The organism is Solilutibacter silvestris, from assembly GCF_002895945.1.
Lineage (GTDB): Bacteria > Pseudomonadota > Gammaproteobacteria > Xanthomonadales > Xanthomonadaceae > Solilutibacter > Solilutibacter silvestris.
Map to the genome: position 1 here is coordinate 1,034,445 of NZ_NPZB01000002.1, position 13,936 is coordinate 1,048,380.

The window sequence follows — 13,936 nt, forward strand, 5'->3', positions numbered from 1 at the left end:
GCTTTACGCGTCAAACCCCGGACAGACTGAAACCATCCCCATCCCGCAACGCTGGGAATTTCGCGCGCCAGTCGGCAAGATCGGCGGCGAGCAAGGTGGTCGTGGTGGTGAGTTCAGCGTCCGCGCATTCGCTCAATGGATGGCCGAGGAAGTCGAGCACGGCACTGTCGCCGGAATAGTGCAGGCCGTTGCCATCCTTGCCGCAACGATTGACGCCAGCGACGAAGCAGATGTTCTCGATCGCACGGGCGCGCAGCAGCGTCTTCCACGCATAGGCACGCGCTGACGGCCAGTTGGCGACGTAGACCAGCAAGTCGTATTCGGGTTCGCCATGGGCATCGAGGCGATTGCGCGAGAACACCGGGAAGCGCAGGTCGTAGCAGACCAGCGGGCAGATCTTCCAGTCACGCCATTCAACGATCAGGCGATCTTGTCCCGCAGCGTAACGCTCGTGTTCGCCGGCGTAGGTGAACAGGTGGCGCTTGTCGTAATGCTCGACACCACCATCGGGACGCACGAACAGCATGCGGTTGAAGACGCCTTCTGATGTGCGCAATTGCACGCTGCCGCAAATCGCCGCGTCCAGTTTCGCTGCTTGCTCGCGCAGCCAGGCAATGGTCGGGCCGTCCATCGTTTCGGCGTTGCCGATGGCGTCGTTGGAGAATCCGCTGGTGAAGGTTTCCGGCAGCACGATCAGATCGGTATTGCCATGCATCGGCGCCATCAGGCCGGCGTAGTAGTCGCGATTGCCGGCCGGGTCATGCCAGCGGGTATCGCCCTGCACCAGGGACACGCGCAGGTCGCGCTTGCTCATCACCTACTCCACTCCATCGCCAGTCGATCCCGAGTTTACCGGCTCGGGACGACCGACGGCAGCATCAACCCTTCACCGGATCGGGCACGAATTTCAGCACCTTGCCGTTGATGCAATAGCGCTTTCCAGTCGGTGGCGGACCGTCGTCGAAAACGTGGCCGAGGTGGATGCCCGAACTCGCGCTGCGCACTTCAGTGCGATGCATGCCGTGGCTGTCGTCCTGCTCGAACACCAGCGCGCCCGGTTGCGGATCGAAGAAACTCGGCCAACCACAACCACTGTCGAACTTGGCATCGCTGCGGAACAGCGCGACACCGCTGACCGGATCGACGTAGGTGCCGGCGCGATGTTCCTCCAGGTACGGCCCCGTGCCGGGCATTTCGGTGCCGCGTTCAAAGGCGATCTGCTGCTGGTCCGGAGTGAGCAGGTTGAAGCCCAGCCATTGCCAGAACTTCTGCTTTTCGCCGGTATAGCCGGTGTAGCGCGAGACTTCCTTGCCGTCCTTGAACAAGACAATCGTCGGTGTCGCGAACAGTCGCTTCTCGAGCGTCCAGCCCTTCGGCGCCTGCTGGGATTTCGTCAGCACGTACGGCACGTCCGACTTCCAGGTCTTCAACACTTCCGCTTCGAAACGCGCGCAGAACGGGCAATCCTCGGCTTCGTAGATCACCAGTTGCCGCGCGGTGCTCAACGTCGCCCCATCGAGTTGCGGATACTTGTTGCCCGCTGCCGCGAGCCCGTATTTCACTCCGGTACCACCGTGGCCGCAGTAACCGTCGGGATTCTTCACCAGGTAATCCTGATGGCTTTCCTCGGCGCGGTTGTAGTTGCGCACGGGCAGGATCTCGGTAGTGATGTGGCCGTAGCCTTCGCGCGTCAGGTCCTGCTGGTAGATGTCGCGGGTCTGTTCGGCCAGGGTCTTCTGCGCCGGCGTGGTGTAGAAGATCGCACTGCGATAGTTGCTGCCGATGTCGTTGCCCTGCCCGCCCACCTGGGTCGGATCATGGCTCTCCCAGAACGCCGCGAGCAGTGTCGCGAGATCAAGTTTCTTGGGGTCGTAGCGCACCCGCACCACTTCGGCGTGGTTCTTCGCATGGCTGCGACCGGCGCGGATCGCCTGTTCCTCGTTCAATACATCCTGATAGTTCACCCGTGGCGCATCGCCGCCGGCGTAACCCACTTCCACCTCGGCAACGCCAGGCACGGCCGACAGTCGTTTTTCCGAACCCCAGAAACAGCCCATGCCGAAATAGATGTCCTGCAGGTCGGCGGAGGTGACCGGTTTCGACTGTGCCGCGGTTTCGGCCGTCGCCGAACCGGCCTGCACCGACTTCCAGCCACATGCAGCCAGCACGCCTGTCACGAACAGCGCGACCAGCAGCGCGATGACTTGGGGGGATTTCATGACAAGCTCCTGTTTGCGTTTTCCGTGGTTACAACTTCGACAAGCGATCGATCGCTTGGTTCAACGTTGTATCGCTTTTCGCGAAGCACAATCGCAACAATCGCTGTCCGGCGGACGGTTGGGCATAAAAAGGGGACAGTGGGATACCTGCCACGCCATGTTCGGTGGTCAGCCAGCGGCTGAATTCGAGATCGTCGAGGTCGCTGACGTCGGAATAATCGACCAGCTGGAAATAGCCGCCCGGCACCGGCAGCGGTTTCAGCTTCGTCCCTTCCAGTTGCGCGCGAAAGCGATCGCGCTTGGCCTGGTAGAACGCACCGAGTTCGCGGTAGTGGTCGGGTTCGGCCACGATCATTTCGGCGAAGGCGAACTGTGCCGGAGTGAAGGTACAGAAGGTGTTGTACTGGTGCACCTTGCGGAATTCGGCGCTCAATGCCGGCGGTGCGATGCAGTAACCGACCTTCCAGCCGGTGCAGTGGTAGGTCTTGCCGAAACTGGAAATCACGAAGGCGCGTTCGCGCAGTTCCGGGTAATACAACGCGGATTCGTGGCGGACGCCGTCGAAGACGATGTGTTCGTACACCTCGTCGGACAGCAGGTAGATGTCGGTGCCGCGCAACAGATCGGCGACCGCCTGCATGTCGGCGGCGCTGAACATCGCGCCCGAGGGGTTGTGCGGACTGTTGATCATCAGCATCCGCGTTTTCGGAGTGATCGCCGCGCGCACTTTCTCCCAGTCCGGTGCGAACGTCACCGGATCGAGCGACACGTGCACGGCCCGCGCGCCGGCGAGATCGATCGCCGGTTCATAGCAGTCGTAGCAGGGATCGAGGACGATCACTTCCTCGCCTGCGTGCACCACCGCATGGATGGCGTCGAAGATCGCTTCGCTGGCGCCGCTGGTCACGGTGATCTCGCTATCGACGTCGGGACGCCAGCCGTAGCAGTCCGCGGTCTTGTCGGCGATGGCCTGCCGCAACGCGGGAACGCCGGTCATCATCGCGTACTGGTTGTGGCCGGCGCGCATCGCGCTTTCGAGCGCGGCGACCAGCCGTTCCGGCACCGGGAAATCGGGGAAGCCCTGGCCGAGATTGACGGCGCCGTGTTTGGCCGCCAACTGCGACATGACGGTGAAAATGGTGGTGCCGATCTTGGGCAGCTTGGTGACGGGTTGCATGGCGACGGGATTCAACCTTCGGAACGATGTGAAAAGTGTACGCAGCTGGCCAGATGAACGGGTGACAGCCATCTGGATAGAATGACCCCGGGCCCGCGGTCGGGCTGCCACCGCCCTCTTCGTGCCCAGCCATACGCCACAACCCGCGCTGCTCTCCGTCCACGGACTGGGATTCTCCCGCAACGACGAAGCGATCTTCAGCGATCTCGACTTCACCGTCGCGCGTGGCGAAGCATTGCTGGTGCAGGGTGGCAACGGCGTCGGCAAGACCACCCTGCTGCGCGTGCTGGCTGGCCTGCTGCCTGCCGACAGCGGCAGTTTGCGGATGGACGACGACGATCTCGATCACGCCCGCCGCGCGTCGGCGTTCGCCTATCTCGGTCACCTGCCCGGCCACAAGGGCGACCTGACCTGCAGCGAAAACCTTGAGGTCGCCTGCGGATTGCTGGGACGCAAGCGCGATCGCGGCATCGACGCCGCACTCGATCATGTCGGTCTCGCCGGTTACGACGATCAACTGGCGCGCCATCTTTCCGCCGGACAGAAGAAACGCTTGTCGCTGGCGCGCATCTGGCTGTCGCCGGCGCCGCTGTGGCTGCTCGACGAGCCCTACGCCAATCTCGACCTCGACGGCATCGAACTGGTGAATCGCCTGATCCGCACCCATCTCGACGACGACGGCGCTGCACTGGTGACGACGCATGGCGCCTACGCCGCGCCACCGGTTCGCACGCGACGGTTGCTGATGGAACGCGCGGCATGACCGTCGCAGCGATGTTCCCGGCCATTCGCGCGATACTGCTGCGCGACCTTCGCCTGATCTGGCGCAAGCGTGGCGATGCCCTGCAACCGGTGCTGTTCGCATTGCTGGTGGTGGTGCTGTTCGCACTCGGCATCGATACCCATTCCGCCGCGATGGCGCAGTCCGCACCTGCGGTGATCTGGCTGGCTGCCCTGCTCTCCGGATTGCTGGCCCTCGACGCCCTGTTCCGCGGCGATGCCGAGGACGGATCGCTCGAACAATGGCTGTTGTCGCCGCAACCGCTGTCGTTGCTGGTCGCGGTGCGCGTGTTCACCCACTGGATGACGACGGCGCTGCCGATCATCCTGGTCACGCCATTGCTGGCTGAATTGCTGCATCTCCCGCACGCACAACTGCCGGTGTTGATGGCCTCGTTGCTGCTGGGCACGCCGCTGCTCAGCCTGGTCGGCGCGGTGGTCGCCGCGCTCACCGTCGGCATCCGTCGCGCCGGTGCGTTGCTGGCGCTGATCGCATTGCCGCTGTACGTGCCGGTGCTGGTGTTCGGCGCCGGCAGCGTGGTGGCATCGGCGCAGGGACTCGATGCCTCGGGCGCATTGCTGATCCTCGCCGCGATGCTGGTGGTATCACTGGTCGTCGCGCCGGTGGTCGCAGCGGCTGCCTTGCGGATTGGTTGGCGCTGACGCTGGCGTTGATACTGCTTCATCATCCCTGCGTCATACTTGCACCCACACTGCAACAGCAACGGGGAATCAATCGCGCATGAAACGGCAGACTTGGGCCATTGCCTGCTGTCTGGTGCTGGCCGCGTGCCAGCAGCGGCAGTCACCCCCCGCGCAATCGCAGCCGGCTGCGTCAGCCAAGCCATCGGTCGAACTCCCCAACACCCCGGAGCCGCCGCCGAAGCCCGGCGCCGAAGCGACGCCCGAAGCCGTGCTGGCCGCGAAGGAAGTGCCGGTCGAACAGGTCGCGCCTGCACAGCCGTTGCTGCCGCCGGGCGATTGTTCGTTCACCCTGCATGCCGGCGATGCGCCAGCGTGGGATGCCGCCAACATCGACGTGCCCAACGCCTGCGAGACCTTCACCATCAAGCTGGAACACACCGGCAAGATGCCGCGCTGGATCATGGGCCATAACGTGATCGTGGCGAAGATGGACGACATGAACGGCGTCGAGCGCGCCGGCATCGGCGCCGGTCCGTATCGCAGCTACGTCGAACCCAGCGACAAACGCGTGGTCGCGCGCAGCAAGCTCGCCGGTGGCGGCGAAAGCGTCAGCGCGACCTTCCCCGTGGCCAGGTTGCACGCCGGGCATTTCGCCTATTTCTGCACTTTCCCCGGACATTTCAAGGCCATGCACGGAACACTGACCCTGCACTGAGGCCAATTCCGATCCGTCACGAACGAGCCCGGCAGGATCGTGGGCTGGTATCCTGTGCGGCTGATATGCACCCTCTCGTCCGCTGGTTCCACCAACTCGGCTCGCCGCCTTATTTCGACCGTTTCGCCGCGCGCTGGGCGCCGTGGTGCCACGGCATCGGTGCGGTGACGATGGCGGTCGCGTTGTGGCTGGCACTGTTCCGCATCCCCGCCGACTACCAGCAAGGCGATGCCTTCCGCATCCTCTACGTGCACGTGCCGATGGCGTGGATGAGCATGGCGGTCTATCTCGGCATGGCGATCTACGCCGCGATCGCGCTGGTGTGGCGGATCAAATTGGCGGAAATCCTGGCGATGGCCTGCGCCCCGATCGGCGCGCTCTACACCGCTGTCACGCTGGCCACCGGATCGATCTGGGGCAAACCGATGTGGGGCACGTGGTGGGACTGGGATCCGCGCCTCACGACTGAACTATTGCTGCTCTTCCTTTATCTCGGTGTGATCGGCTTGTACGCCGCCATCGAGGATCGCCGCCAGGCCGCACGTGCCGCCGGCTTCCTCGCCGTGGTCGGCGTGGTGTTGCTGCCAATCATCAAGTTCTCGGTGACATGGTGGAACTCGCTGCACCAGGGCAGCACGATTTCGCTGACCGGTCCGTCGCACATGGACGCCAGCATGCAATTGCCCTTGTGGCTGATGGTGATCGGCACACACGTGTGGTTCGTCGGTGCCTTGCTGGCGCGTGCGCGCGCCGACAACCTGCGTCGCGAAGCCGGCAAGGCGTGGATCGCGGAGACGGCATGAATTACCAAAGTTACGTCATCGCGGCCTATGTGATCTTCGTGCTGGCGATCCTGTGGGACTGGATCGCGCCGAAACTGCAGATCGCGCGTGCGCGTCGCGAAGCGAAGTTGCGTCTCCGTCGCGACGCCGCGCGCAAGGGCGAGACGGCACGATGAATCCGACCCGTCGTCGCCGACTCGTCTTTGTCGCGTTGCTGGTGCTGGCTTCGGCCATCGCCGCGGCGTTGATCGCGATGGCGCTGCAACGCAACGCCAGCTATCTCTACACGCCATCGGGTGTCCTCAAGGGCGAGGCCGGCGATCACGCGCGCTTCCGCCTCGGCGGGATGGTCGCGGCCGGTTCGTTCAAGCGCGCGCAGGGATCGATGGAAGCGCATTTCGATGTCGATGACGGCGACGCGCGCTTGCCGGTCGTCTACACCGGCATCCTGCCCGACCTGTTCCGTGAGAAACAGGCAGTGATCGCCAGCGGATCAATGAAGGATGGCGTGTTCGTGGCCGACCAGGTGTTGGCCAAGCACGACGAAAACTACATGCCCAAGGAAGTGGCCGACAAGATGGCGGAAGCGCATCGCAAGCACGCGGTGCCCGACCAGCCGCCCGCAGGAAACAACTGATGCTGGGTGAACTCGGGCATTACGCCTTGTTGCTGGCACTGGTGGTGGCCTGCCTGCAGACGGTGTTGCCGTTGCTGGGCGCGCAACGCGATCGTCGCGACTGGATGGCGGTCGCGCGTCCCGCTGCCTACGCGCAACTCGCGCTGGTCGCCTTCGCATTCGCGGCGCTGACCTGGGCCTTCGTGGTGCAGGATCGTTCCTTCTCCTACGTCGCCGAGAACAGCAACTCGCTGCTGCCGCTGGTGTATCGCTACACCGCGGTGTGGGGTGCGCACGAAGGTTCGCTGCTGCTATGGCTGTTGGTGCTGGCGCTGTGGACCGGCGCAGTCGCGACGTTCTCGCGGCGCTTGCCACAGGTCGTGATTGCACGCGTGCTCGGCGTGCTCGGCGCGGTGTCGCTCGGCTTCCTCGCCCTGCTGGTGTTCACCAGCAGTCCGTTCGATCGGCTGTTGCCGGCACTGGAAGAAGGCCGCGACCTCAATCCGTTGTTGCAGGACCCGGGCATGGTCATCCATCCGCCTGTCCTCTATTGCGGCTACGTCGGATTCGCGGTGCCGTTCGCCTTCGCGATCGCCGCGCTGCTCGATCGTCACGTCGACGCGCGCTGGCTGCGCTGGACGCGGCCGTGGACCAATGTCGCCTGGGGTTTCCTCACCCTTGGCATCGCCCTCGGCAGCATGTGGGCGTACTACACACTCGGTTGGGGCGGCTGGTGGTTCTGGGATCCGGTCGAGAACGCCAGCTTCATGCCATGGCTGGCCGGTGCGGCATTGTTGCATTCGCAGGCGGTGACGGAGAAACGCGGCAGTTTCGCGGCATGGACGTTGTTGCTGGCGATCGCCGCGTTCTCGCTGTCGCTGCTCGGCACCTTCCTGGTGCGCTCGGGCGCGATTACCAGCGTGCACGCCTTCGCCGCCGACCCGACGCGCGGCGTCTTCATCCTCGTCTATCTCGGCGTGGTGATCGGCGGATCGCTGCTGCTGTACGCACTGCGCGCACCCGACACGACGAGCCATGCCAAGCCGTTCACCTTCGCCTCGCGCGAAACCCTGCTGCTCGCCAACAACCTGCTGCTGGCGGCCGCCTGCGCGATGGTGCTGATCGGCACGCTCTACCCGATGTTCGCGGACGCGCTGAACCTCGGCAAGATTTCGGTCGGCCCGCCGTATTTCTCGCTGCTGTTCGTGCTGCTGATGGCGCCGCTGGTGTTGCTCCTGCCGTTCGGCCCGCTGACGCGCTGGCAGCAGGAACAACCGAACCGCATCATCGCGATGTTGCTGCCATGGGCCGTGCTTGCGGTGATCGCTGCGGCCGTCACGTGGTGGCTGGCACCGCAGGGCAAGTTGCGCACCACGCTCGGGATCCTCGCCGCGACGTGGCTGTTCGCCGGCACGCTGCGTTTCGTGTGGTCGCGTTTGCGCGCGAATGGTCGCCGCTTCACGCCGGAAATGCTCGGGATGACGCTGGCGCATCTCGGTCTCGCGGTGTTCGTCTCCGGCGCGATGCTGGCCGACGCACTGGTCGAACAACGCGAAGTCGCACTGATGCCGGGACAATCGTTGCAACTGCACGGCGAGTCCTATCGCTTCGACGGTGTCGATGACCACGACGGCCCCAATTACCACGCCAGCATCGGCACGATCACCGTGCTGCGCGACGGTCGCGTCGTCACCATCCTGCATCCGGAAAAACGCCACTACGCCAGCGGCGGCCAGGTGATGACCGAAGCCGCGATCCACGGCGGCATGTTCCGTGATCGCTACGTCGCGCTCGGTGAATCGCTGGGCGGCGGCAGCTGGGCCGTGCGCGTGCACAGCAAGCCGATGGTGCGCTTCATCTGGTCGGGCGCATTGTTGATGGCGCTGGGCGCTTTCATCGCCGCCACCGACCGTCGCTTCCGCCGCAAGGAGGATTCCGCATGACCACTCGCCGCTGGTTGCCAATGGCCGTCTTCGCTGTTCTCGCCGTCCTGCTCGCCGCCGGCGTGTGGATGAGTCGTCGCGCCGATCGCGATGCCCTGCCCTCGCCGCTGATCGGCAAGACCGCGCCGGAGTTCGCGTTGCGCGATCTGTTCAATCCGGATCACGTCGTTCGCCTCAAGGATCTCAGGGGCGAGCCCTTCGTGTTGAATGTCTGGGGCAGCTGGTGCGTGGCCTGTCGCGAAGAACACCCGACGCTCACTGCGTTCGCCGAAACCAAGCGCGTGCGCGTGATCGGCTACGACTGGAAGGATGAGCCCGCCGACGCCAAACGCTGGCTGGAGCAGCTCGGCAACCCATTCTGGCTGGTGCTGTCCGATCCCGAAGGCAAGACCGCGATCGATCTCGGCGTCTACGGCGCGCCGGAAACCTATCTGGTCGACGCCAAGGGCAAGATCCTCTGGAAGCATGTCGGTGCGCTGACGCCGACCATCATCCACAACGAACTGGAACCCGCATTGGCCATCGCGGAGTCCGCGCGCTGATGCGTCATTGGTTGCTCGCGCTGTTGCTGTTGTGCGCCGGCGTCGTGCAGGCGCAGATGCAAGCGCCGGACGTGCCGCCGGTATTTCGCGACGCCGCCGAGGAACAACGCTTCCACGCGCTGACCAATGAACTGCGCTGCGTGATGTGCCAGAACCAGTCGCTGGCCGATTCCAATGCGATGGTGGCGCGCGACCTCCGTCGTGAAGTGCTCGGCCTGATGCACGAAGGCAAATCGGATGGCGAGATCAAGCAATTCCTGGTGCAGCGCTACGGCGAATTCGTGCTGTACCAGCCGCGCATGGAACGCAGTACCTGGCTGCTGTGGTTCGGACCGCTGGCATTGGTCCTGATCGCCGGCATCGCGGTGTGGCGGATCATCGCGCGCAACGCGGCAAAGGCTCGCGACCTGCCGACACCAACAGACGACAACCAGGAATGGTGACCATGAAGCTCTTCCTCGTCATCACCATCGTCGCATCGCTGCTGCTGCTCGCTTTCGTGTTGCGCCCGCTGTGGTCGCGTGCGCGACCGCTGGCCATCGCGCTGGGCGGATCAGGCATCTTCATCGCACTGGCGCTGTACTGGATTCTCGGCACGCCGCTGGCACTCGATCCAGCGATGCGTCGCGCGCCCGCCACCATTGACGAGGCGGCCGCACAATTGCAGGCGCGGTTGGCGCTCGATCCAACCAATGCCGACGCCTGGCGCGTGCTGGCGCAGACCTATGCCGCGCAGGGCCGGCACGACAAGGCCGCCGATGCCGCCAGTCGTGCCGCAACACTGAAGCCGAACGATCCCGACATCCTCGTCGCCGCGGCGGAAGCGCGTGCGTTGGCTGCACCGGAACATCGCTTCGATGCGCAGGGACTGGCATGGCTCGATGCCGCGATCGCGCGCAATCCGCACCAGCAACGCGCGTTGTGGTTCAAGGGCATCGCCTTGCGGCAGGCTGGACGCGATGCCGATGCGGTCGCTGTGTGGGAATCGTTGCTGCCGCTGGTCGATGCCAAGGCCGCCGCAGTGCTGGGCGTGCAGATCGACGCTGCGCGTGTCGCCGCCAAGCTGCCGCCGCGCGATCACGCGAACCCGCCGGCAGCGAATGGCGTGCAGGTACGCGTCGCGATCGATCCGGGCGTGGATCTTGGCAAGCTCGATCCATCGACGCCGGTGTTCGTGATCGCGCGCCAGATCGGTGGCCCGCCGATGCCGGTCGCGGTCGAAAAGCACATGTTGTCGGAACTGCCGCTCACGTTGACGCTCGATGATCGCGACAGTCCGATGCCGACTGCACGCCTTTCCACCATGAAGACAGTCGAAATGCTGGCGCGCATTTCGCGCTCCGGCTCGGCCACGCGCGGTGATGGCGATATCGAAACCGCGCCGGTCCGCGTCGATCTGCCTGCCCGCGTGCCAGTTGAACTCCATTTCGGCAAATGAACGGACGACAGTCGCTTGAAAGGACGACAGCGGATCCGGCGCTAGAATTCCCCATCGAACACCGAACACCGCCATGACCACTTCCGACGCCAATCTCTGCAGTTTTCCCGGCCGCGACCGTCTGATCGCCGCCGTTGACGACGCCGTGCTCCACGGCGGCGCGGATCGCAGCGAGATCACCCGTCACCTGCGCGACGGCCTGTGCGCGCTGATGAAGGCCGGCAGCGTCGAACTGCCCGACTGCGTCTTTCAGACCGTTCCCGGCCACTACGCGCGCCGCGAGTTGTACCGCAGCCGCCGCCATGGCTACGGCGTGGTGGCGATGACCTGGGCGCCCGGCCAAGGCACCAAGATCCATGACCATCACGGCATGTGGTGCGTCGAAGGCGTGTGGTCGGGCAATATCGAAATCACCCAGTACGATCTCGCCGAACGCGAGGGCGACGAATTCCGCTTCGTCGAATGCAATACGCTGACCGGCAATACCGGCTCGGCCGGCTGCCTGATCCCGCCGCACGAATACCACACCATCCGCAACGCCAGTGACCGCGATGTCGCCGTCTCGGTCCACATCTACGAACAGCCGATGACCTGCTGCGGGCTGTTCGAGCAAAGCAGCCGCGGCGATGGCTGGCACCGCTACGTACGCAAGGAACTCACGCTCGACGCTGCGGCATGAACTGAGCGGACGATCAGATCGGCGCTCGATCTACCTTCCCTGAATGGAAACTCACCGGGCATGACTTCCGGCAGGGTTCCGATCGCTGGTTTTGTAACACTATATCATTACGTTTATATCTGGCCCGGTAAATGAAGCAGACTTCCCTCACGCTCGCCATCACTCTCTCGCTGTTTGCCCTCCCGGGCTTCGCCGCCGCTCAGGAGAGCCAGCCGTCCGCCCCCGCCAAAACCGCGACTGATCAGGGCAACGACAAGGTGCTGGGCTCCGTCGAGGTCAGCGCCAAGCTCGATCGCGCACGCAACCAGCTCTCGCCCAGCATCGGCGCCAGCCAGTACGTGATGGATGCCGCAGCGATCGACCGCCTGCCACTGGGCGACTCCACCCCGGTCAACCAGATCCTGTTGCAGGCGCCCGGCGTGGTCCAGGACTCCTACGGACAATTGCACGTGCGCGGCGACCACGCCAATCTGCAGTACCGCATCAACGGCGTGATCCTGCCGGAGAGCATCAGCGGCTTCGGGCAGTCGCTGGACCCGGACATCATCGAAAAAGTGCAACTGCTCACCGGCGCGCTGCCGGCGCAGTATGGCTATCGCACCGCGGGCGTGGTCGAAATCACCACCGAAAGCGGCGCGCATCGCCACCACGATCAGGATGGCAGTGGCGGCGACGGCAATTTCGGCGGCAAGGCCAGCCTCAATGTCGGTTCGCAAGGCACGATCAATCCGCAATTGTCGCTGCACGGCAGCGGCGAACGCTGGAGCTGGTTCCTCACCGGCGAATACCTGAAGAACGATCTCGGCATCGAAAACCCGACGCCGGCGCGCAATGCCATCCACGATCGCACCCATCAGACACGCGGTTTCGGCTACGTCTCCTACCTGTTCAACGAAAACCTGCGCGCGAGCTTCATGTTCGGGCAGAGCAACAGCCGCTTCCAGATTCCGAACAATCCGGGGCAAACCCCGAGCTTCGATCTTGCCGGCGCCACCCCGCCGGATTCGGCAACGCTCGACCAGCGCCAGCGCGAAATCACCCGTTTCGGCATCCTGTCGCTGCAGGGCGGCTTCGGCGCAACCGATTACCAGATTGCGGTCGGCCAGCGCTACACCTCGGTCGATTATCGTCCCGACACCGTCGGCGACCTGATCTTCAATGGCGTCGCCGGCACCATCCATCGCGGCAATCGCGCCAATACCCTGCAAGCCGATTTTTCCACGCCGCTGGCCAGCGGCAAGCACACCCTGCGTTACGGCATTTACGCCAGCAGCGAACGCCCGACCAGCAGCAACAACGCGCTGGTGTTCCCGGCCGACGCCGACGGCAACCAGACCTCGACCACGCCGTTCACCATCGTCGATACCGCGCCGCGCGTCAATGCGCGCACCTATGGCGTGTATCTGCAGGACGAATGGAGCATCACCGACAAATTCACCCTGAACTACGGCCTGCGCGCCGACAAGGTGAATGCCTATGTGCAAGAGAGCCAGACTAGCCCGCGCATCGGCTTCGTCTACCAGATGGCGCATGGCACCACCCTGCACGCCGGTTACGCGCGCTACTTCACGCCGCCGCCGACGGAACTGATTTCCCCCACCGACATCGCGTTGTTCCAGGGCACCACCAACCAGGTACCCACCAACGTCAATACCAACGTCAAGTCGGAACGCTCGAACTATTACGATATCGGCGTGGCGCAGAAAGTCGGCACGTCGTGGACCTTCGGTCTCGACGTCTTCGATCGCGAAGTGCGCAATCTGCTCGATGAAGGCCAGTTCGGCACGGCGCTGGTGTACACGCCGTTCAACTACGAGCATGGGCGCGTGCGTGGCGCCGAATTCAGCGTGAACTACGCCGGCAAGGACCTGAACGCCTACTTCAACCTGTCGTCGAGCCGCGCCAAGGGCAGGAACATCATCACCAACCAGTTCAACTTCGGCCAGGATGAACTCGACTACGTCGCCACGCACTGGGTCCACCTCGACCACGACCAGCGTCTGAGCGGCTCGGGCGGCATCAGCTACAACTGGCACGGCACCACCTTTGGCGCCGATTTCCTCTACGGTTCCGGCCTGCGCAGGGGCTACGTGAATTCGGAGCACCTGCCGGAATACTGGCAGCTCAACCTGTCGGTCGCGCGCAACTTCAACCTGCCGATGATCGGCAAGATCAACACGCGCCTGGCGGTGATCAATGCCACCGACCAGTCGTACCAGTTGCGCGATGGTTCCGGCATCGGCGTCGGTGCACCGCAATGGAGCCAGCGTGCTGGTGCCTATCTGGTGTTGAGCAAGGCGTTCTGATCTATCCCGCTGGGGCCATAGTCATCCACTATGGCTCCCATCGGAACAATCGAATTCCACAATCGACTTGCTGGCCCTAGAGTCTGGGAACACG

Annotated in this window: 15 protein-coding genes; 12 read left to right on the top strand and 3 right to left on the bottom strand. The window is 64.1% G+C overall.

Translation table 11 applies throughout. The annotated features are described in order from the left end of the window. Window positions 1-10: 10 nt before the first annotated feature. The 3 genes from Lysil_RS12320 to Lysil_RS12330 all read right to left on the bottom strand — a co-directional run bounded on the left by Lysil_RS12320 (window position 11) and on the right by Lysil_RS12330 (window position 3,396). Window positions 11-814, bottom strand: a complete 804-nt coding sequence (locus Lysil_RS12320) for an amidohydrolase (protein WP_103075837.1) — start codon at window positions 812-814, stop codon at window positions 11-13. Window positions 815-878: 64 nt separating this feature from the next. Beyond that, window positions 879-2,219: a peptide-methionine (S)-S-oxide reductase MsrA gene (msrA, locus tag Lysil_RS12325; RefSeq protein WP_103075838.1), complete on the bottom strand. Its 1,341-nt coding sequence runs from the start codon at window positions 2,217-2,219 to the stop codon at window positions 879-881. Window positions 2,220-2,247: 28 nt separating this feature from the next. Further along, window positions 2,248-3,396 carry a pyridoxal phosphate-dependent aminotransferase gene (locus Lysil_RS12330; protein WP_103075839.1) on the bottom strand — a complete coding sequence of 383 codons (1,149 nt, stop codon included), beginning with the start codon at window positions 3,394-3,396 and terminating at the stop codon, window positions 2,248-2,250. A gap of 121 nt (window positions 3,397-3,517) precedes the next feature. On the opposite strand from Lysil_RS12330, the gene ccmA reads away from it, so the two are divergent. The 12 genes from ccmA to Lysil_RS12390 all read left to right on the top strand — a co-directional run bounded on the left by ccmA (window position 3,518) and on the right by Lysil_RS12390 (window position 13,842). Continuing rightward, complete coding sequence (ccmA, locus tag Lysil_RS12335; protein ID WP_103075840.1) at window positions 3,518-4,159, top strand: heme ABC exporter ATP-binding protein CcmA; 642 nt, start codon at window positions 3,518-3,520, stop codon at window positions 4,157-4,159. Next, window positions 4,156-4,839, top strand: coding sequence for a heme exporter protein CcmB (ccmB, locus tag Lysil_RS12340; RefSeq protein WP_103075841.1), 684 nt, complete (start codon window positions 4,156-4,158; stop codon window positions 4,837-4,839). Before ccmA ends, ccmB begins: the two co-directional genes overlap by 4 nt. A 79-nt stretch (window positions 4,840-4,918) precedes the next feature. Continuing rightward, the gene (gene azu / locus Lysil_RS12345; protein ID WP_103075842.1) at window positions 4,919-5,536 is read left to right on the top strand and encodes an azurin; all 618 of its coding nucleotides are present in this window, start codon (window positions 4,919-4,921) and stop codon (window positions 5,534-5,536) included. Between the two features lie 65 nt (window positions 5,537-5,601). Further along, window positions 5,602-6,339 (top strand): heme ABC transporter permease CcmC, encoded by a 738-nt coding sequence (gene ccmC / locus Lysil_RS12350; protein ID WP_103075843.1) that lies wholly within the window; start codon window positions 5,602-5,604, stop codon window positions 6,337-6,339. Further along, window positions 6,336-6,494, top strand: coding sequence for a heme exporter protein CcmD (locus Lysil_RS12355; RefSeq protein WP_103075844.1), 159 nt, complete (start codon window positions 6,336-6,338; stop codon window positions 6,492-6,494). Before ccmC ends, Lysil_RS12355 begins: the two co-directional genes overlap by 4 nt. Continuing rightward, window positions 6,491-6,955, top strand: a complete 465-nt coding sequence (gene ccmE / locus Lysil_RS12360) for a cytochrome c maturation protein CcmE (RefSeq protein WP_103075845.1) — start codon at window positions 6,491-6,493, stop codon at window positions 6,953-6,955. Before Lysil_RS12355 ends, ccmE begins: the two co-directional genes overlap by 4 nt. Continuing rightward, entirely contained in the window at window positions 6,955-8,877 is a 1,923-nt protein-coding gene (locus Lysil_RS12365) for a heme lyase CcmF/NrfE family subunit (protein WP_103075846.1), read from the top strand. The genes ccmE and Lysil_RS12365 overlap by 1 nt, the downstream gene beginning before the upstream one ends. Further along, on the top strand, window positions 8,874-9,419 hold the full coding sequence (locus Lysil_RS12370) for a DsbE family thiol:disulfide interchange protein (RefSeq protein ID WP_103075847.1): 546 nt from the start codon (window positions 8,874-8,876) through the stop codon (window positions 9,417-9,419). Before Lysil_RS12365 ends, Lysil_RS12370 begins: the two co-directional genes overlap by 4 nt. Then, entirely contained in the window at window positions 9,416-9,862 is a 447-nt protein-coding gene (locus Lysil_RS12375) for a cytochrome c-type biogenesis protein (RefSeq protein WP_425477177.1), read from the top strand. Before Lysil_RS12370 ends, Lysil_RS12375 begins: the two co-directional genes overlap by 4 nt. A gap of 2 nt (window positions 9,863-9,864) precedes the next feature. Beyond that, window positions 9,865-10,857 carry a tetratricopeptide repeat protein gene (locus Lysil_RS12380; protein ID WP_240600570.1) on the top strand — a complete coding sequence of 331 codons (993 nt, stop codon included), beginning with the start codon at window positions 9,865-9,867 and terminating at the stop codon, window positions 10,855-10,857. 73 nt (window positions 10,858-10,930) lie between these two features. Next, window positions 10,931-11,536, top strand: coding sequence for a cysteine dioxygenase family protein (locus tag Lysil_RS12385; protein WP_103075850.1), 606 nt, complete (start codon window positions 10,931-10,933; stop codon window positions 11,534-11,536). A 131-nt stretch (window positions 11,537-11,667) separates the two neighbouring features. Continuing rightward, a complete protein-coding gene (locus tag Lysil_RS12390) occupies window positions 11,668-13,842 on the top strand; it encodes a TonB-dependent receptor (protein WP_103075851.1) in 2,175 nt (724 codons plus the stop codon). Window positions 13,843-13,936 lie beyond the last annotated feature (94 nt).

Bases quoted from the DNA above. Each gene is read 5' to 3' on its own strand.
- Lysil_RS12380 (WP_240600570.1), top strand. From the start codon at position 9,865: ATGAAGCTCTTCCTCGTCATCACCATCGTCGCATCGCTGCTGCTGCTC.
- Lysil_RS12370 (WP_103075847.1), top strand. From the start codon at position 8,874: ATGACCACTCGCCGCTGGTTGCCAATGGCCGTCTTCGCTGTTCTCGCC.
- Lysil_RS12390 (WP_103075851.1), top strand. From the start codon at position 11,668: ATGAAGCAGACTTCCCTCACGCTCGCCATCACTCTCTCGCTGTTTGCC.
- msrA (WP_103075838.1), bottom strand. From the start codon at position 2,219: ATGAAATCCCCCCAAGTCATCGCGCTGCTGGTCGCGCTGTTCGTGACA.
- Lysil_RS12385 (WP_103075850.1), top strand. From the start codon at position 10,931: ATGACCACTTCCGACGCCAATCTCTGCAGTTTTCCCGGCCGCGACCGT.
- Lysil_RS12365 (WP_103075846.1), top strand. From the start codon at position 6,955: ATGCTGGGTGAACTCGGGCATTACGCCTTGTTGCTGGCACTGGTGGTG.
- ccmB (WP_103075841.1), top strand. From the start codon at position 4,156: ATGACCGTCGCAGCGATGTTCCCGGCCATTCGCGCGATACTGCTGCGC.
- azu (WP_103075842.1), top strand. From the start codon at position 4,919: ATGAAACGGCAGACTTGGGCCATTGCCTGCTGTCTGGTGCTGGCCGCG.
- Lysil_RS12330 (WP_103075839.1), bottom strand. From the start codon at position 3,396: ATGCAACCCGTCACCAAGCTGCCCAAGATCGGCACCACCATTTTCACC.
- ccmC (WP_103075843.1), top strand. From the start codon at position 5,602: ATGCACCCTCTCGTCCGCTGGTTCCACCAACTCGGCTCGCCGCCTTAT.
- ccmE (WP_103075845.1), top strand. From the start codon at position 6,491: ATGAATCCGACCCGTCGTCGCCGACTCGTCTTTGTCGCGTTGCTGGTG.
- Lysil_RS12355 (WP_103075844.1), top strand. From the start codon at position 6,336: ATGAATTACCAAAGTTACGTCATCGCGGCCTATGTGATCTTCGTGCTG.
- Lysil_RS12320 (WP_103075837.1), bottom strand. From the start codon at position 814: ATGAGCAAGCGCGACCTGCGCGTGTCCCTGGTGCAGGGCGATACCCGC.